Genomic DNA, 19,460 nt, shown 5'->3' with positions numbered 1-19,460 from the left:
GTATGACAAGAGAGACAAAACGGAAGGTCAGCACGGTAATCCGCTACACCCTGCTGATTCTGGTGGGGTTCATCATGGTATACCCTCTAATCTGGATGGTTGGGGCCACATTTAAGACCAACTCCGAGATATTCACCAGCGCATGGTTCCTGCCTAAGAACCCTGTGTTTGACGGATACAGCAATGCCTTTAAGAGCTATGGAGGAAAAATATCCCTGGTTTCCTCCCTGATTAATACATATAAAATTGTGATTCCCAAGGTGATTTTCACCGTGGTATCCGCCGCCATCGCGGCCTATGGATTCGGACGGTTTGACTTTAAGGGAAAGAAGATTTTCTTTGCGCTGCTGATGTCCACCCTGTTTCTTCCGCAGGTGGTTCTCAATGCGCCCCAGTACATCATGTTTAACAAGTGGAAGTGGGTCAACACCTACCTTCCTCTGATCGTACCCTCCCTGTTCGCGGCGGATACCTACTTCGTATTCATGCTGATTCAGTTCCTCAGGGGAGTGCCCAAGGAGCTGGAGGAAGCCGCCAAGATTGACGGCTGCAATACATTCAAGACGCTGTGGTTCGTGATTGTTCCTATGCTGAAGCCGTCTCTGGTGTCCTGCGCCCTGTTCCAGTTCATGTGGACCAACAATGATTTCCAGGGGCCGTTGATTTACATTGCGGACATGCAGAAATATACCAACTCCGTATACCTGCGCATGTCCATGGACGGAGATGTGGGCTTCCAGTGGAACCGTATCCTGGCCATGTCCCTGATTTCCATTGTACCATCGCTGATTGTGTTCTTCTGCGCACAGGATTCTTTCATTGACGGTATTGCGGCAGGCGGGGTTAAGGGTTAAAATATAAAAAGACCAGGGTCAGCCTGGATGCGAATGGGGGCTCTCCTGGGAGGGTCCCCATTCCTGATTTGATATTGCGGCCATAGAGGGTCAGACTAGAAAAGAGGTATAATGCCATGGATTTAAAGGTGATTTATAAAAATGCGCGCTGCGCCGTACTTGAGATAGAGGACGGAGGTACATATGAAACCAGCCGGATGTACCGCCTCTATCTGAACGGGGAATTCATCCGGGAAACAGGAAAAGCTGTCACAAGTCTTTATAATCTGAAACCGGATACCAGCTATCAGGTGGAGGCCAGAAGCGGGGACGGCCTTGAGTTAAAGTCCTCCTTTACCACGGACAGTGAATTCGTGACATTGGATGTGCGTGATTTTGGGGCAAAGGGAGACGGGATTCAGGATGACACTCTGTTTATCCAGGCTGCCATTATGGCCTGCCCTGAAAAGAGCCGGGTCCTGATTCCGGCCGGGACCTACCGGATTGTGTCCCTGTTCTTAAAGGATGATGTGAATATTGAGCTGGCTGAGGGGGCGGTGCTGTCCGCGTATACGGACCGGACCCGTTTTCCTGTGTTTCAGGGAATGCTCCAGAGCTATGACGAGCAGGGTGAATATAATCTGGGCACATGGGAGGGCAATCCGCTGCCCATGTTTACCGGCATCATAACAGGCGTGAACGTGAAGGGCGCCGTCATTTATGGACAGGGAATCATAGACGGGAACGCGGGGGCCGGGGAGGGAAACTGGTGGCACGAGCCCAAGGTGATACACACGGCCTGCCGGCCCAGGATGATTTTCCTGGAGCGGTGCCGGCAGGTGACGATTCAGGGAATCACAGTGAGAAACAGTCCCAGCTGGAACATCCATCCCTATTTTTCCGACCACTTAAGATTCTTTGACCTTAAGGTGCTGAGTCCCAAGGATTCGCCGAACACGGACGGACTGGATCCGGAATCATGCGAGGATGTGGAGATTGCAGGCGTCTGCTTCTCCCTGGGAGATGACTGCATTGCCGTAAAGTCGGGAAAAATCTATATGGGCTCCACCTATAAACGCCCGTCAAAGGACATATCTATCCGAAGATGCTGTATGCGGGACGGTCATGGATCCGTTACCATCGGAAGCGAGATGGCGGGCGGGGTAAAGGACCTGACCGTTAAGGACTGCATGTTCCTGCACACGGACAGGGGACTGCGCATCAAGACGCGCAGGGGCAGGGGAAAGGACGCCGTGGTGGACGGAATTGTCTTTGAACACATCCGCATGGACCATGTGATGACTCCCTTTGTCATCAACTGTTTCTATTTCTGTGACCCGGACGGACACAGCGAATATGTGCGAACAAAGGAAGCGCTTCCGGTGGATGACAGAACGCCTTTGATTAAGAGCCTGTGCTTTAAGGATATAGAGGCGGGAAACTGCCATGTGGCGGCTGCCTATATGTATGGTCTTCCGGAACAGCGGATTGGACGGGTGGAGATGGAGCATGTCCGCGTCACCTATGCGCCGTCTGCCAGGGAAGGGCAGCCTGCCATGATGGATGGCTGTGACTCCCATATACGCCGCATGGGAATCTACGCCAATCAGATTGAAGAGCTGATTCTTAAGGATGTGAAGGTGGAAGGACAGGATGGTCCGGCCATCATCACGGAAAATATCGGCCGTGTCTGCGGAAGCATTTGACAGAAGCCGGAAAACGAGTTAGATTGTATTCGTACGTCTGAACGGAAATGATATGTAAACGCTTATGGTGGATTGCAAAGAGGGGGATATTATGGCAGTGACGATAAAGGATATCGCGAAAAGGGCAGGGGTTTCCTATTCCACGGTATCCAGGGCCTTAAACGGCATAGGGGTGGAGAACACGGAGAGCAGGAAGAACATACTGCGCCTGGCTCAGGAGATGGGGTATGTGCCCAACCAGGCTGCCATCAACCTGAAAAAATCCAGATCCTATGTAATAGGGCTGTATTTCTCTGCCATCAGCAAGATGACATCGCCGTTTGTGCTTCACGACGTGCTGACAGGGGTTTACAGCGTTGCGGGAGGCAAGTATAATGTAGTGGTTAAAGGTATTGATATGCATGAACCAGGAACACTGAATCCCAGCTATTTTGACGGAATCATCGTATTGTCCCAGCGAAGCGAGGACATGGAGTTTATGAACGAGGTCCTGGACAAAAAGATTCCAATGGCAGTCATCTGCCGTGCAGTGGACGTGGACGCGCCCAATGTGACCACGGATGAGGCCCTTGCCATGGAACGGGCCATGGACTATCTGCTGGAGAACGGACACCGGAATATCGGCATCATAGAAGGAAATCCGGGACTGGATTCCAGCCGGCTGCGCCGCAGGGGATGGAGGACGTCCATGACCAGCCACGGACTGGATCCGGATGCCCTTCCCGTCATCAGCGGCAATTACCGGTATGCCAGCGGATATACCGCGGCAAAACAGCTTCTCGCCTTCCGGCCCACGGCTCTGCTGTGCTTTAACGATGAGATGGCTTTTGGAGCCAGGACAGCCATTGTGGAGGCCGGCCTTAAGGTGCCGGACGATGTTTCTCTGGTGGGCTTTGACAACTGGGATATGTCAGGCTATTCGGATATGCATTTGACCACGGTGGAGCGCAACATGGGTGAGATTGCCAAAGAGGGAGCCAGGGTGCTGCTCAGGCGCCTGGACGAGGGAATCATCGACAACCGGAGGATTTACCTGAACAATAAGCTGATTATCAGGGATACGGTTAAGAATCTGAATATGGAAGAGAGGAAACCATCATGAAAAAGTTAGAGGAGTATGTAAGAAGCATACCGGATTTTCCGGAGCCTGGAATCATATTCCGGGATGTGACCAGCATCCTGCAGGACGCGGACGGGCTGCACATGGCAGTGGACAGTCTGATTGACATGGTTAAGGACCTGGATTACGACCTGGTGATAGGCCCCGAATCAAGGGGATTTATCTTTGGGGTTCCGGTGGCCTATGCACAGCACAAGGGATTTGTGCCTGTACGCAAAAAGGGTAAGCTTCCCTGCGAGACCATTGCCATGGAATATGACCTGGAATACGGACAGGCAACCATTGAAATGCACAAGGATGCCATCCGCCCGGGTCAGAAGGTAATCATTGTGGACGACCTGATCGCCACAGGAGGAACCACCGAGGCAATTGTCAAGCTGATTGAACAGCTGGGCGGACAGGTGGTAAAGATCTGCTTTGTCATGGAGCTGGCAGGGCTGAACGGGCGGGAGCATCTGAAGGGGTATGATGTGGATTCAGCGATTATTTATGAAGGTAAGTAGAAAAATGAAATAGATTTGGTTAAAGAATGGGCCCATTAGATTAAAAATGGGCCTTTTTGTTATGTCTGAGCATCAAACACACCTCAAAATTCGTCTGATATTTTCTTGCCCCGCTTTTTTCCAAGCGCCCCTTGCTTTTTTACATAAAAAAAATTATAATGTATCTTGACTATCCATAGGAAAAGGTGACCGAACATATGGCAAATGAGGGAACAAAAGAAAAACTGGATATCGAATTGGAAGCGCCGGCCGACTTTACCAGCCCTGAAGAGCTGTATCAGGACTTGATTAATACAATCCGCAAATATCATCCTTCGGATGATATCACCATGATCGAAAAGGCTTACAGGATTGCAGATGAGGCCCATAAGGAGCAGAAGCGCAAGTCCGGTGAGCCCTATATCATCCATCCGCTCTGCGTGGCTATCATACTGGCCGACTTGGAGATGGATAAGGAGACCATTGCAGCAGGGCTTCTTCATGATGTGGTAGAGGATACCATTATGACCCTGGAGCAGCTGACCAAGGAGTTCGGCTCTGAGGTTTCCTTCCTGGTGGACGGTGTCACCAAGCTGACACAGTTAAACTGGGATAAGGACAAGGTGGAGATTCAGGCAGACAATCTGCGCAAGATGTTTTTGGCCATGGCAAAGGACATCCGCGTTATTATCATCAAGCTGGCGGACCGTCTCCACAACATGAGGACAGGTCAGTACTGGAAGCCGGAGAAGCAAAAGGAAAAGGCCAGGGAGACCATGGAGATTTATGCTCCCATCGCTGACAGGCTGGGCATTTCCAAGATCAAGATTGAACTGGATGATCTGTCCCTTAAGTTCCTTCAGCCGGATGTATATTACGACCTGGTGGAGAAAGTGGCCCTTCGCAAGGATACAAGGGAGGCCTTTGTCCGGGAAATCGTGGACGAAGTCAAGAACCACATGGAGGATGCGGGCATTGAGGCCACGGTGGGCGGACGTGTGAAGCATTTCTTCAGTATCTATAAAAAGATGGTGAACCAGAACAAGACTCTGGACCAGATATATGATTTGTTTGCAGTGCGCATCATGGTGGAGACCGTGAAAGACTGCTATGCTGCCCTGGGCGTCATCCATGAGATGTATAAGCCCATTCCGGGCCGTTTCAAAGACTATATAGCCATGCCCAAACAGAATATGTACCAGTCCCTGCACACCACCCTGATTGGGAGCAACGGACAGCCCTTTGAGATACAGATCCGCACCTATGAGATGCACAGGACAGCGGAATACGGTATCGCCGCCCACTGGAAGTATAAGGAGAGCGGAAGCGGACAGGTGGCTGCGGGAAGCGCTGAGGCAAAGCTCAGCTGGCTGCGCCAGATTCTGGAGTGGCAGAGGGATACGGACGATTCCAAGGAATTCCTGAGTATGGTCAAGGGGGATTTGGATCTGTTCTCCGACAGTGTGTACTGCTTTACACCGTCAGGGGATGTAAAGACCCTGCCCAGCGGTTCCACCCCCATCGACTTTGCATATTGTATACACAGCGCGGTGGGAAATAAGATGGTGGGAGCCAGGGTCAACGGCAAGCTGGTGCCCATCGAATATGTGATTCAAAACGGCGACCAGCTGGAAATCATCACATCCCAGAATTCCAAGGGACCCAGCCGGGACTGGCTGGGCATTGTGAAGAGTACCCAGGCCAAGAATAAGATTAACCAGTGGTTCAAGAGCCAGATGAAGGAAGACAACATCGTCAGGGGCCGGGACCAGATTGAACGCTACTGTAAGGCTAAGGGCATTAACTGGTCTGAAATCGGCAAGCCCGAGTTCATGGAAAAGGTCATGAACCGGTATGCCTATAAGGATTGGGATTCCGTTCTGGCATCCGTTGGACACGGGGGCCTGAAAGAGGGCCAGGTCATCAACAAGATGCTGGAGGAGCGGGAGAAAAAGTTAAAGAGAGAAATTACGGATGCGGATGTGCTCAGCGGTATTGCTGACACAGCGGGAAGGGCCGGTGAGGCAAGCGTCCGCAAATCAAAGAGCGGCATAATGGTCAAGGGAATCCATGACCTGGCGGTTCGGTTCTCCAAGTGCTGCAACCCGGTGCCGGGGGATGAAATTATAGGATTTGTCACCAGGGGCCGCGGCGTATCCATCCACCGCACGGACTGTGTGAATATCATCAACCTGCCGGAGGATGAACGCAGCAGGATGATTGACGCAGAATGGCAGATGGCGGAGGGAGCCAGCAGCAATGAGCAGTACTCCACGGAAATCAAGATATTTGCCAACAACCGGATTGGCATGTTTGCAGATATATCCAAGGTCTTTACGGAGAAGCAGATTGACATTACTTCCATGAATGTGAGGACCAGCAAGCAGGGCAAGGCCACCATCATCATGACATTTGACATTCATGGGACCGATGAGCTGACCCGGCTGACGGATAAGATACGCCAGATTGAGGGCGTCCTGGATATAGAGAGAACAACAGGATAGCTGTGATGAAAGGGGAAGGATATGAGCGATATTAGGATTAAGACATGTGTATTGGGACAGGTGAGTACCAACTGTTATCTGGTTTATGATGAGCAGACCAAGGAGGGGGCGGTCATTGACCCGGCTGACAACGCTCCTTATATTCTGAACAAGTGCAGCGAGCTGGGAATCAATCTCACGGCAGTCCTGCTGACCCACGGTCATTTTGACCATATCATGGCTGTGCCGGATGTGCTCAGGGCATTTCGGGTAAAGGTCTATGCATATGAGACAGAGGAAAATATGCTGGCCGATACAAAGCTTAATATGACCGGAGGATTCAGAGGACCCCAGACCAGCCTGCATGCGGATGTGCTTCTTCATGACGGACAGGAACTGGATCTCCTGGGAACCAGATGGAAGGTGCTGTTCACACCGGGACATACCGCAGGCTCCTGCTGCTTCTATCTGCCGGATGAGGGCATTGTCTTTGCAGGCGATACCCTGTTTTGCGGTTCCTATGGCAGGACAGACCTGCCCACAGGGAATACGATTCGTATTGTCAGCTCCATTGTGGACGTACTGTTTAAACTGCCGGATGATACCATGGTGTATACAGGACACGGAGATCCCACCACCATCGGGTTTGAGAAGAAGGGGAATCCCGTGCTTACGGTAAGAGACAACATCCTCCGGGTAAAAGGCCCGGATGCCTTCAAACAGGAATAAAAGAAGGCTTTATTATAGAAAGCAGGTTTTGTATGATTGGACTTTTAATACAGGATAACCGGTACGAACAGGACATCAGAGAACTTCTGATGTCCTTTTATCCAGGTGAGGCTTATGCCCATGAGGTAAAAGACGGGGTGGACTTTTACGTGGAGACACGGCTGGGAGATGGCACGGTTTCCGTTTTTATATGGGAAAATGGAGCCGCCTCAGAGGACTTAAGCGGGAACGGGACCGGGCTGGAGCCGGGAAAAGATCAGGCCCCATCACGGCCGGAGGGGTTAAAGGGCTGGAAGTTATCGGATTCCTGCACCCGCCCCTCGGACCTTTCGGACCACTCCGCCACCAAGAATGTCATAAAGAAAATGTTTTACCTCATGCTGGCGGCGCGCACGGGAAAGGAAATGCCCTGGGGTTCCCTCACCGGCATCCGCCCCACCAAGATAGCCCTTACCAGGCTGGAGGAAGGCTGGAAGGAGGAGGATATCCGTTCTTTTATGAAGGAGACCTACCTTGCCAGCGATGAAAAGATAGATTTGAGCATTGAGATTGCCGCCAGGGAGAAAAAACTTCTGGAACCATTGGACTATGAGCGGGGCTACAGCCTGTACGTGGGGATACCATTCTGCCCCACCACATGTCTGTACTGTTCCTTTACCTCCTATCCCATTGGAAAATGGAAGGGGCGCACAGGCCTTTACCTGGAAGCATTGTTTAAGGAACTGGAATATACGGCCCGGAAGATGGAGGGAAGGCCTCTGGACACGGTCTATTTTGGCGGAGGCACCCCTACATCCCTTCCTGCGGAGGATTTAGAAGCTCTCTTAAGCAGGCTGGAGCAGCTCTTTGACCTGAGCCGCGTGCTGGAGTTTACAGTGGAGGCCGGAAGGCCGGACAGCATTACCCAGGACAAGCTTAAGGTGCTGAGAGACCACGGCATCACCCGTATTTCCATTAATCCCCAGACCATGAACCAAAAAACCCTGGACCTGATTGGCCGCCACCACACCGTGGAGATGGTGAAGGAGCGTTTTTACACGGCCCGCGAGCTGGGATTTGACAACATCAACATGGACCTGATTATGGGGCTTCCAGAGGAGAATATGGATGATGTGCGGCGCACATTGGAGGAGGTACGGGCTCTAGGCCCGGATTCCCTTACGGTCCATTCCCTGGCCATCAAGAGGGCGGCCAGGCTCAACATGTTCAGGGAAGAGTACGGCGGGCTGAAGATTCAGAACACCCCGGAGATGATCGAGCTCAGCGCTGCCTGCGCCCGTGAGATGGGTATGGAGCCCTATTATCTGTACCGCCAGAAAAACATGGCCGGTAATTTTGAGAATGTAGGGTACTCCCTGCCCGGCAAAGCCTGTATCTACAACATCCTTATCATGGAGGAGATGCAGACCATAGCTGCCTGCGGCGCGGGAACCACCACCAAGGTGGTATTTCCTTCTGAGAACCGCAGGGAACGCTGCGAGAATGTAAAGGAAGTGGAGCAGTACATCAGCAGGATTGACGAGATGATACAGCGCAAGGAGCGCATCCTTTAACTGTAAGCCCGCAACGCCGCGGACTCATAGGGAGGAAAAAATCATTGAAAACACTTGCAAAATCATAAAAGATGCTTAAAATAAAGATATTGAAGAAAAATCAGGATTGGAGAACGCGTATGGCATTAGCTAAGAAGCCGGTCACCGGCATGAGAGATATCACGCCTGCTGAGATGCAGATTCGTGAGTACGTGATGAATCAAATCAAAGAGACCTATAAAAGCTTTGGATTTACCCAGATAGAGACACCCTGCGTAGAGCACATCGGGAACCTGACCAGCAAACAGGGCGGGGATAATGAGAAGCTGATTTTCAAGATACTGAAAAGAGGGGACAAGCTTAACCTGGAAGGGGCAAAGGAAGAGAATGACCTGGTGGACAGCGGCCTGCGCTATGACCTGACCCTCCCCCTTTCCCGCTATTACGCCAACAATGCAGCCAACCTGCCAAGTCCCTTCAAGGCGCTTCAGATGGGAAGCGTGTGGCGCGCGGACCGCCCCCAGAAGGGCCGTTTCCGCCAGTTTGTACAGTGTGACATCGATATTCTGGGAGATGCCACCAGCCTGGCTGAAATTGAGCTGATTCTGGCCACCACCACTGCCCTTGGAAGAATCTGCCCGGACAACGGCTTTACTGTCCGTATCAATGACAGGGGCATCCTGCGGGGCATGGCCCTGTACTGCGGTTTTCCGGAGGAGTCCATGGACCAGGTATTTATTACCCTGGACAAGATGGATAAGATTGGGTATGAAGGCGTGGAGAAGGAGCTTCTGGAATCCGGCTATTGTCCGGAGAGCGTAAGTAAATATCTGGACATGCTTAAGAACGTGACAAAGGATGCAGCCGGGGTAAGGGCCCTGGGACAGATGCTCTCAGAGGTGATGCCCGCCAATGTAAGCGAGGGCCTGGCCCACATCATGGACACAGTGGCTGAGGTGGCTGAGGCTGACTTCGGCCTGGAGTTCGACCCCACGTTGGTCAGAGGCATGTCATATTATACAGGAACTATTTTCGAGGTCTCCATGGAGGGCTTCGGCGGTTCCGTGGCAGGCGGCGGCCGCTACGATAAGATGATTGGCAAGTTTACAGGCATGGAGACACCGGCCTGCGGATTCTCCATAGGCTTTGAGCGCATTGTAACCATCCTTATGGACAATGGCTTTACCGTGCCCGGCGCTTCTGCCAGTAAGGCGTTTCTCTTTGAAAAGGGCGTGGACAGCGCCAGGCTGGCAGCTGTAATCCGCGAGGCCATGGACGAGAGAAAGAAGGGCGTGCAGGTTCTGGTTGCCCAGATGAATAAGAACAAGAAGTTCCAGAAGGAACAGCTGGGCAGGGAAGGGTATACGGAGTTTAAGGAATTTTATAAGGAAAGCCTGAAGAATTAAGGAAAATAAAGGAGATAAGACAATGGCAGAATCAATGGTTGGGTTAAAGCGTACCCATAGATGTACGGAAGTGACCACTGCCCACATCGGTCAGGAAGTGACCGTTATGGGATGGGTCCAGAAGAGCAGGAATAAGGGCGGCATCATCTTTGTGGATTTGAGGGACCGCTCCGGCATCCTTCAGATTATATTTGAGGAAAATGACTGCGGCGCAGAGAACTTTGCAAAGGCGGAAAAGCTGAGGAGCGAGTTCGTAGTTGCCGTTACAGGACGGGTGGAGGCCCGCTCCGGCGCGGTAAATACCAATCTGGCCACAGGAGCCATAGAAATCAGGGCCAATTCCATGCGCATTCTTTCCGAGTCCGAGACACCTCCCTTCCCCATTGAGGAGAACAGCAAGACAAAGGAAGAGCTGCGCCTGAAATACCGTTTCCTGGATTTGAGAAGACCGGATATCCAGAAAAATCTTATGATTAGGAGCCGGGTGGCTACCCTGACCAGAGCTTTTCTGGCTTCTGAGGGATTTCTTGAGATTGAGACCCCTACCCTGATTAAGAGTACGCCTGAGGGGGCCAGGGATTATCTGGTACCCAGCCGCGTGCATCCTGGTTCCTTCTACGCCCTGCCCCAGTCCCCGCAGCTGTTCAAGCAGCTTCTCATGTGTTCCGGTTATGACCGCTACTTCCAGCTGGCCCGCTGCTACCGCGATGAGGACCTGAGGGCAGACCGTCAGCCTGAATTCACACAGATTGACATGGAGCTGTCCTTTGTGGATGTGGACGATGTATTGGATGTAAATGAGCGCCTGTTAAAGAAGCTGTTTAAGGAAATCTGCAATTTTGATGTGCAGCTGCCCATTCCCCGCATGACCTGGCAGGAGGCCATGGACCGCTTTGGCTCTGATAAGCCGGACCTGCGTTTTGGTATGGAGCTTAAGAATGTTTCGGAGGTGGTTAAGGGCTGTGAGTTCGCGGTGTTTAAGGGGGCCCTGGAAAATGGCGGCAGCGTCCGCGGCATTAATGCCCAGGGACAGGGACATATGCCCCGTAAAAAGATAGACGCTCTGGTGGAGTATGCCAAGGGCTTTGGCGCCAAGGGTCTTGCCTATGTGGCAATCAGCGAGGACGGCACCTTCAAGTCCTCCTTTGCAAAGTTCATGAAGGAGGAGGAAATGAATGCGCTGATAAACGTCATGGACGGAAAGCCGGGCGACCTGTTACTGTTTGCCGCTGACCGGAATAAGGTGGTATTTGATGTCCTGGGCAACCTGCGTTTGGAACTGGCCAGACAGCTGGATTTGCTTAAGAAGGATGACTTTAAGTTCCTGTGGGTGACAGAGTTCCCGCTTCTGGAATATTCAGAGGAAGAGGACCGTTACGTGGCCATGCACCATCCCTTCACCATGCCCATGGATGAGGATTTGCAGTATATTGATTCTGACCCTGGCCGGGTTCGTGCCAAGGCTTATGATATTGTCCTGAACGGTGTGGAGATGGGAGGCGGCTCTGTGCGTATCCACCAGGCTGATATCCAGTCCAAGATGTTTGAGGTGCTGGGCTTTACGCCTGAGAGGGCCAAGGAGCAGTTCGGCTTCCTTCTGGAGGCATTTAAGTATGGTGTTCCGCCTCACGCAGGCCTGGCATATGGCCTGGACCGCGTGGTGATGTTAATGGTGGGAGCTGACAGTATCCGCGACGTTATCGCGTTCCCCAAGGTGAAGGATGCTTCCTGTCTGATGACGGAGGCGCCTGGACAGGTGGATGAGAAACAGCTGGAGGAACTGCATATTGCGGTTGCGGCTGAGGAAGAGTAATATCATATATATGATTATCAGACGGAGCTGGTCCCATGGGGCCGGCTCCGTTTTTAGCTTTGCCGGACAGAATCCGTTTTTTAAACAATTTTAAATTTTCAATCACGCCTAAATATAGGAAAAAACAGTTGACATTTTAAAATCAGAGTATATAATGTAGATATAAACATATGAACACTTATTCATTTGAATAAATGAAAATAAGAAAGGAAGGTTACCAGCCATGGCAATGAACGATGTGGAGTGCTGCGATTTTTACCAGGTCCATGAGGATGTGGTGAAGGCAGTCAATGATAAGATGCCGGATGAGGATAAGCTATATGACCTGGCAGAGATATTCAAGGTGTTTGGGGATTCCACCAGAATCAAGATATTGTATGTGCTCTTCGAGGCGGAGATGTGTGTCTGCGACATTGCGCAGCTGCTTAATATGAACCAGTCAGCCATATCACACCAGCTGAGAAACCTTAAGCAGAACCGCCTGGTAAAGAGCCGCAGGGACGGCAAGGCAGTATTCTATTCGCTGGCGGACAGCCATGTGAGGACCATCATCAACCAGGGTATGGAGCATATAGAGGAATAGGTTTTGCGGCAGATGCCGATGGTGCAGGGATGGAAAATGGATCATAAATAAAATAACAAATATGGAGGAGAATAAGAATGAAGAAGAAATTCAAACTGCAGGACCTGGATTGTGCCAACTGCGCAGCCAAGATGGAGGAAGCAATCAAGAAGATTGAGGGAGTCTCAGATGCAACGGTAAGCTTCATGACCCAGAAGATGACCATAGAAGCAGATGACAGCAGGTTCGATGAAATCATGAAGGAAGTAGTGTCCGTGTGCAGGAAGGTGGAGCCTGACTGCATTATCCGGCTTTAAACGCAGCAGGACGGCACTGGAAAGGAAAACGATATGACTAAGAAACAAAAGGCAATGCTGTCCCGTATCATAGCAGCCTTCATCATTTATATTACCCTGGCAGTAACAGACCACATGGAGATTTTGCCGGAATGGCTTGGGTTGTGGGGAAAGATGGCCTTGTATCTGATTCCATATGTTCTTATAGGATGGGACATTGTATATAAGGCATTCCGCAATATCCGCAACGGCCAGGTTTTTGATGAGAATTTCCTGATGACAGTGGCTACCTTTGGCGCCTTTGGCGTGGGGGAATATTCGGAAGCTGTGGCGGTCATGCTGTTTTATCAGGTGGGTGAACTGTTCCAGAGCTATGCAGTGAACCGTTCCAGGCGGTCCATCACTGAGCTTATGGATATTTGCCCGGAATATGCCAACATAGAGGAGGATGGGCAGTTAAAGCAGGTAGATCCGGACGACGTACAGGTGGGAGATATCATCGTTGTCAAGTCCGGGGAGAGAATTCCTCTTGACGGCAAAGTCGTGTTTGGGGATTCCATGGTGGATACCTCAGCGCTGACAGGTGAGTCCGTGCCACGTAAGGTGGCAGAGGGAGACGACATCATCAGCGGCTGTGTCAACGGCAGCGGCCTTCTGCGGGTGCAGGTTACAAAGGAGTTTGATGATTCCACAGTGGCAAAGATTCTGGAGCTGGTGGAGAACGCCAGCAGCAAGAAGGCCCATGTGGAAAACTTCATCACCCGGTTTGCCAGATATTATACCCCCCTGGTGGTAATGGGAGCCGTGCTCCTGGCTGTGATTCCGCCCCTGTTCTTTGGCCAGACCTGGTCTGAGGGTGTCAGAAGGGCCTGCACCTTCCTGGTAATCTCCTGCCCGTGTGCCCTGGTGATTTCCGTGCCTATGAGCTTCTTCTCAGGCATTGGGGCTGCATCCAAGAAGGGAGTGCTCATCAAGGGAAGCAACTATCTGGAGGCTCTGTCTGAGATGGACACCATTGTCTTTGATAAGACAGGTACGCTGACCAAGGGAGAATTCAAGGTGACTGAGATTCACGCGGTAGCCGGCAGCCCTGTCCCGGAGGCATCTGAGGTGCCGCGGACCAGGGTGTGGGCGGCCGGCCAGCCTTCTGATGAGGAAAAGCGCTCCCTGCTGGAGCTGGCGGCACTGGCGGAAAGTTATTCAGACCACCCCATCTCACGCTCCATCAAGGATGCGTGGGGAGACGCCATCGACATGAACCGTGTCGGCAATGCGCAGGAGATATCCGGCCATGGAGTGCGGGCGGAGATTGACGGTCATACCGTACTGGCCGGCAACAGCAAGCTGATGAAAGAAATGAATGTGCACTATCAGGAGTGCATGAGCATGGGCACAGTTGTCTATGTGGCTCTGGACGGCGTATACTGCGGATATATCGTCATATCGGATTCAATCAAGGATGAGGCCTTCGAGGCAATAAAGAATCTTAAGAAGGTAGGCGTCAGAAGGACAATCATGCTCACCGGCGACAAGAAAGAGGTAGGAGAAGCAGTGGCGGCCAGGCTGGGACTGGATGAGGTCCATGCGGAGCTCCTTCCGGGAGACAAGGTGGCAAAGGTGGAGGAGCTGCTGGCCCAGCAGACAGGAAGACACAGGCTGGCCTTTGTGGGGGACGGAATCAATGACGCGCCTGTTCTCTCCAGGGCGGACGTGGGAATTGCCATGGGAAGCATGGGCTCAGATGCAGCCATTGAGGCAGCGGATATTGTGCTTATGGACGATAACCCTGCCAGAATCGCGGATGTGGTCCGCATATCACGAAAGACCATGTCCATTGTAAAGCAGAACATCGCCTTTGCCTTGGGGGTGAAGGCAGTGGTGCTCTTATTGGGCGCTGTGGGCGCGGCCAATATGTGGGAGGCAGTGTTCGCGGATGTGGGGGTGTCGGTCATTGCCATACTAAACGCAATGAGAGCCCTGTCACTGTAATAAGCGTATTGCTTTTTGGCAGTGAAGAAATATTTCCCTTTCGCTTTGTTTTATTCATGGCAGAAAATAATGCCGGGGTGCTGAAAACCAAATCATGGTAAGACCATCACAGAAGGATGTCCTCCAGGCTGCGTTTGGGAACATAGTGAACCTGATTCCCGTCACGGTAGTACGCAGTGGCTCCATCTTCTTTTACCGGCACCAGGACTACATCTTCCCTGGGCTTTCCAAGGGCCAGCACCAGGTCTATGCTGTAATGCTCCGGATCAAGTCCCAGGAGCCGGCCAATCTCTGACCGCATACAGCTGCCAATCATACAGCCGCCGTACCCCTTTTCCACGGCAGCCAGCATGATGGTCTGGGCCGTGATTCCGTCATCCCACTGCTTGTTCTTGCCGATAGCCAGGTCACAGGCAATGACGATGTAGGCGGAGGGTCTCTCGCCCTCCTCTGGTCCGTCCCAATCCTTTAGGGCGCCCGCCCATGCAATATACGGGAAGATATCAGCGCATTCCTCCGGTGTGCACAGAATCTTGAATTTGAGGGCCTGGGCATTGTAGGCAGAAGCAGTCAGACGGGCCGTATCCACCATATCGGCCAGTTCATTGTATGGGATGGCGGTATCCTGATAAAATCTTCTGTAAGAGCGGCATTGTTTCACAAGGTCTTTAAGCATAAGCTTCCTCCTAATCCGGCAGTTCATGGCCGTGGGTGATGTGGCGCTTGATGGCATCGAAGCTTTCAGCGCTCAGGGTGTGTTCCATGCGGCAGGCATCCTCAGCAGCTGTCCTGGGGTCCACACCCAGGTAAATCAGCCAGTTGGACAGCAGCGTATGGCGTTCATACATGGTGTCCGCAATGGCCTGTCCGGAAGGCGTCAGCATGATATGCCCCTGATCGTCCATCTGGACATACCCGTTCTGGCGGAGATTCTTCATGGCCACGCTGACACTGGGCTTGGAGAATCCGAGTTCATTGGCAATGTCGATGGAGCGGACATAGGGCTGTTCCTTGGCCAGCATGAGTATGGTTTCCAGATAATTTTCTGCTGATTCCTGTATTTTCAAGTCTGTAAATACCCCCGTTTATTTAATATGATAGTTCTAAGTGTAACATATTAAAAAACGATTGACAAGAGAGTTTGAAAGTGCTAATCTGAGAATGAAGTTAGAAAAGGCTAACCTGTAAGAGCGCTTATAAGAGCGCCTGTAAAAAGACTGGGAAAGGGTCAGAACCGGTGTCTGTCCAGGCATAAAAAGGAAGGAGGAGAAGATACAAATGAATCTTTCGACATTAATCATTCTGGTCATATTGGTCCTGATCACAGGGGCAATCGTCCGTGTCATGATAAAGGACAAGAAGTCAGGCAAGGGATGCGGAGGATGTGCAGGAGGATGCGGAGGTTGCGCGGGTTCCTCTATGTGTCATGGAAGCCATGAGAAGGCTGGGAAAGGGGTTTAGTATCTGCAGGGTCTCAGGTTAAAAGCTGTCCTGAATAGATAATGTACTATGAATAAAACGAGGTGTATGATATGAGGCATACATCTCGTTTTTGCTGTTTGTGAAGTTCTTTTTTGTTCCATAGTTATAGCGACTTTTTGTAAGCAAAGTAGAATTTAATTTTTCAATTACCCTTTTACTTGTCCATGCATATTTTTTGGCTGGTAGAGAATACTATGTCCGCTGTCTTAAACATAATTTTGAGTTTTATCCTTATCTGGTTTCATTCATGTCTGAAACCAGAATGATGATTTGAGAAAGAACAGTGGTATATTAAGAATGTATAGTTAATGCAATGAACACTATAATATAAAAAATAGTTAAATATATGTTGACAAAATAGATAAAATAATGTAATATATACAAAAGAAAATGTATTTAAGTTAATTTAATAAACTATATTGCCAAAACTTTTAGTTATATATTAAAATAATGAACATAAATAGAGAGGAGGATATGGCTGATTATGAAGTATGGAATGAATAGTAATGAAATGCAGAAGACAAACCGTACTCTTGTCCTTAAAACCCTTCTGGAAAATGGAAGTATGACAAGGACAGACCTTTCGGCGCGGATTGGACTTCAGAAGGCAACCATAACCAATATCATAAATGAATTTTTAGATTTGGGTATTATTGCTGTGGATGGAGAAAGCGCTTCGGGGAGACGTGGTGAATTGATTTGCCTTAAACTGGACGGAATTTACATCATGTCGATTAGTATTAATCGGAAAGATTACCGAGTTAGCGTGTATTCCGTTGACGGACATATGATTAATCATATACGATTTGAATTTTTGGAAAAAAGAGATATTTATGAAATAATAAGAAGGCTGAAAGAGACGGGAAAGAATCTGATAGAACAGTATGGTAAAGACCGTGTGATAGAAATTTGTCTGGGATTACCAGGACCATATATCCGTAAAGATAAAGATGTAGACCAGGAAGAATTCCTTGTATCGGGATTTGAGCAGTTAAGCTGGGTCAATATACATAAAGAACTGGAGGAGGCTTTTGGCCGCCCTATTATATCTGAACACGATGCAAAATTATTAGCCTATGCTGAGTGGAAATGTGCCGAAGAACGCCAGACAGATAGGCATGTCAGTTTAGTTGCTCTGGGCTCCGTGGGATTTGGCATCGGGGCAGGAATTATAATTAATGGAAAAATTGTAGAGGGACAGTTGGGAATCGCCGGAGAAATCGGACATATGGGTATCAATTATAACGGAAAGCATGTGCAGAATGGGATACAGGGTACCTATGAATACTGTGCGGGCACAGAAAGCGCAGTGCGGTATATGTTGGAACGTCTTTATGAATTTCCGGAAAGTCCATTAACCGAAAAAAGCTCCTATTGGGAAATATTAGATGCTTATAAAAATGGTGACCCGCTGGCGGTTTATGCAATTGATAAGATGGCGTGGATGCTTGGATATGGAATTGCCAGTATTGTTTATATTATCAACCCGGACTGTGTCATATTGGGAGCGGATTATCCAGATTTGCCGGAATTCCTCGAGAAGGTACAGCGGTCAGTCAGTCAGTTCGTCCATCCATCTATAATGGAAAATGTTTCCATAAGATGCACAAAGCTGAAAGAGGATACGGTTTTGCTGGGAGGGTATTATATTGCGCTGGAGAAGCTGTTTAAAAACAACCTATTACTGGAAAGGATTCGGCAGGCATTATGCTGACAGGATACTATTTGTCTTTTTTACGCGCGGGAAAAGATAAAAAGATATAAAACATGTTAAAAAGGAGAAGATGATATGAAAAAGAAGGGTGTACTGAGCATTATGATGGCAGTGGCAATGGCTGCAAACTTAGCTGGATGCGGAAGTTCCGGCACAGATGCGGGAAGCGGCGAACCAACAAAGACGGCGGAAGTGTCTTCTGAAAAAGAGGAAACGTCATCAGGAGCCGATAAGGCTGCATCAGCGGAGGCAAAGTCGGATAAAGTTGTATCAGATATAACGATTGCGTATGTCCCAACAACGATGAATAATCCATTTTGGACAGCTATGATGGGGGGTATCAAGGATGCCATGACTGATAAGGGAATGGATCCGGGCAGACAGTTGGTTACAGTAGATGCTGAAAGCGATCAGGCAACCATGAATAATTACATTTATGACTTGATTAACCAGGAAGTGGATGCAATCATTATGGCGCCTATGGATTGTACTGCATGTACAGAAGCGCTTTTGGCGTGTGCGGATGCCAACATTCCGGTTGTTAATGTGGATACCGCTGCAGATCGCACAGATTTAGTGGTATCGGTGATTGCTTCTGATAACTATGCGGCGGGTGTTGAATGTGCAAAAAATATGATGGAAAAGCTGGAAGAGGGATCTAAAATTTATATTATGAATCAGCCTTCGGGAACTGCGTGTGTGCAGCGCGAGCAGGGATTTAGGGATACCATTGGCGGTTATTTTAATATTATAGGGACTTCTGATACTTCAGGAGATACTGCAACGACACTGCCGGTTGCTGAAGACGCAATTACAGCCGACAGCGGGCTTGCTGGCTTCTTTTGCATCAACGATATGGCTGCGCTGGGCTGTGTACAAGCGTGCGCAGCGTCCAATAGGTCTGATATTGTAATATATGGTGTTGACGGGAATCCGGATTTTATGAGTTATGTGGCAAATGGTTCTGCAACCGGTTCTGCGGCTCAACAGCCGTCTGTTGTTGGAGCTAGTATAACTCGATTTTAATAAGTTTACATTATTATCCTGAAATGGTATAATACTTATAGACCATTTCAGGAGGTAAAATGATGCCAAAGAGTGCTACGCCTATTTTTCTTTCCAATGATGATAAGTCATATTTAAAGTCCATTCTACAGAAGGGGACTGTTGAAGCCAGAGTCCACAGGAGAGCCAAAATCCTCTTATTAAAATCAGATGGCATGGCAGATGAAGCCATTGCTGACAAACTCGATATTTCGAGACCGACGGTAAAGCTCTGCCTGAAAAAATATATGGAATCAGGCGTGAAAGCT

18 protein-coding genes are annotated in these 19,460 nt (G+C 49.9%); 16 read left to right on the top strand and 2 right to left on the bottom strand.

Going from position 1 to position 19,460, the window contains the following annotated elements; genetic code table 11:
* Positions 1-2 precede the first annotated feature (2 nt).
* From G614_RS0118910 to G614_RS0118855, 12 genes are all read left to right on the top strand, one after another.
* Positions 3-854: a carbohydrate ABC transporter permease gene (locus G614_RS0118910; RefSeq protein ID WP_027643202.1), complete on the top strand. Its 852-nt coding sequence runs from the start codon at positions 3-5 to the stop codon at positions 852-854.
* Between the two features lie 116 nt (positions 855-970).
* Positions 971-2,539, top strand: a complete 1,569-nt coding sequence (locus G614_RS0118905) for a glycoside hydrolase family 28 protein (protein ID WP_027643201.1) — start codon at positions 971-973, stop codon at positions 2,537-2,539.
* A 91-nt stretch (positions 2,540-2,630) separates the two neighbouring features.
* Positions 2,631-3,641, top strand: a complete 1,011-nt coding sequence (locus tag G614_RS0118900; RefSeq protein ID WP_027643200.1) for a LacI family DNA-binding transcriptional regulator — start codon at positions 2,631-2,633, stop codon at positions 3,639-3,641.
* Entirely contained in the window at positions 3,638-4,162 is a 525-nt protein-coding gene (locus G614_RS0118895; RefSeq protein ID WP_002586728.1) for an adenine phosphoribosyltransferase, read from the top strand. Before G614_RS0118900 ends, G614_RS0118895 begins: the two co-directional genes overlap by 4 nt.
* A gap of 197 nt (positions 4,163-4,359) precedes the next feature.
* A complete protein-coding gene (locus tag G614_RS0118890; RefSeq protein WP_027643199.1) occupies positions 4,360-6,645 on the top strand; it encodes a RelA/SpoT family protein in 2,286 nt (761 codons plus the stop codon).
* A gap of 21 nt (positions 6,646-6,666) precedes the next feature.
* Positions 6,667-7,353, top strand: coding sequence for an MBL fold metallo-hydrolase (locus G614_RS0118885; RefSeq protein ID WP_027643198.1), 687 nt, complete (start codon positions 6,667-6,669; stop codon positions 7,351-7,353).
* Positions 7,354-7,385: 32 nt separating this feature from the next.
* A complete protein-coding gene (gene hemZ / locus G614_RS0118880) occupies positions 7,386-8,906 on the top strand; it encodes a coproporphyrinogen dehydrogenase HemZ (RefSeq protein WP_027643197.1) in 1,521 nt (506 codons plus the stop codon).
* 119 nt (positions 8,907-9,025) lie between these two features.
* Positions 9,026-10,291 (top strand): histidine--tRNA ligase, encoded by a 1,266-nt coding sequence (gene hisS / locus G614_RS0118875; protein WP_027643196.1) that lies wholly within the window; start codon positions 9,026-9,028, stop codon positions 10,289-10,291.
* 22 nt (positions 10,292-10,313) lie between these two features.
* A complete protein-coding gene (gene aspS / locus G614_RS0118870; protein ID WP_027643195.1) occupies positions 10,314-12,104 on the top strand; it encodes an aspartate--tRNA ligase in 1,791 nt (596 codons plus the stop codon).
* 223 nt (positions 12,105-12,327) lie between these two features.
* Positions 12,328-12,687 carry an ArsR/SmtB family transcription factor gene (locus tag G614_RS0118865; protein WP_027643194.1) on the top strand — a complete coding sequence of 120 codons (360 nt, stop codon included), beginning with the start codon at positions 12,328-12,330 and terminating at the stop codon, positions 12,685-12,687.
* A gap of 77 nt (positions 12,688-12,764) precedes the next feature.
* Entirely contained in the window at positions 12,765-12,983 is a 219-nt protein-coding gene (locus G614_RS0118860) for a cation transporter (RefSeq protein ID WP_027643193.1), read from the top strand.
* A gap of 33 nt (positions 12,984-13,016) precedes the next feature.
* On the top strand, positions 13,017-14,951 hold the full coding sequence (locus G614_RS0118855) for a heavy metal translocating P-type ATPase (RefSeq protein WP_027643192.1): 1,935 nt from the start codon (positions 13,017-13,019) through the stop codon (positions 14,949-14,951).
* Between the two features lie 106 nt (positions 14,952-15,057).
* On the opposite strand, the gene G614_RS0118850 is transcribed toward G614_RS0118855, so the two are convergent.
* Positions 15,058-15,627 (bottom strand): nitroreductase family protein, encoded by a 570-nt coding sequence (locus G614_RS0118850; protein ID WP_027643191.1) that lies wholly within the window; start codon positions 15,625-15,627, stop codon positions 15,058-15,060.
* A gap of 10 nt (positions 15,628-15,637) precedes the next feature.
* Positions 15,638-16,018 carry a metal-dependent transcriptional regulator gene (locus G614_RS0118845; protein WP_027643190.1) on the bottom strand — a complete coding sequence of 127 codons (381 nt, stop codon included), beginning with the start codon at positions 16,016-16,018 and terminating at the stop codon, positions 15,638-15,640.
* Positions 16,019-16,229: 211 nt separating this feature from the next.
* On the opposite strand from G614_RS0118845, the gene G614_RS0118840 reads away from it, so the two are divergent.
* From G614_RS0118840 to G614_RS28070, 4 genes are all read left to right on the top strand, one after another.
* A complete protein-coding gene (locus tag G614_RS0118840; RefSeq protein ID WP_027643189.1) occupies positions 16,230-16,412 on the top strand; it encodes a FeoB-associated Cys-rich membrane protein in 183 nt (60 codons plus the stop codon).
* A 505-nt stretch (positions 16,413-16,917) separates the two neighbouring features.
* On the top strand, positions 16,918-18,147 hold the full coding sequence (locus tag G614_RS0118835) for an ROK family transcriptional regulator (protein ID WP_027643188.1): 1,230 nt from the start codon (positions 16,918-16,920) through the stop codon (positions 18,145-18,147).
* A gap of 75 nt (positions 18,148-18,222) precedes the next feature.
* Positions 18,223-19,173 carry a substrate-binding domain-containing protein gene (locus G614_RS28075; protein WP_242828141.1) on the top strand — a complete coding sequence of 317 codons (951 nt, stop codon included), beginning with the start codon at positions 18,223-18,225 and terminating at the stop codon, positions 19,171-19,173.
* A gap of 59 nt (positions 19,174-19,232) precedes the next feature.
* Positions 19,233-19,460, top strand: a 228-nt coding sequence (locus tag G614_RS28070) for a helix-turn-helix domain-containing protein (RefSeq protein ID WP_242828140.1), incomplete at its 3' end; no start/stop codon positions are given.

This window comes from [Clostridium] clostridioforme AGR2157, assembly GCF_000424325.1.
In the GTDB taxonomy this organism is placed as follows: Bacteria; Bacillota; Clostridia; order Lachnospirales; family Lachnospiraceae; genus Enterocloster; species Enterocloster clostridioformis_A.
This window is presented reverse-complemented; position numbering and strand designations above follow the sequence as displayed.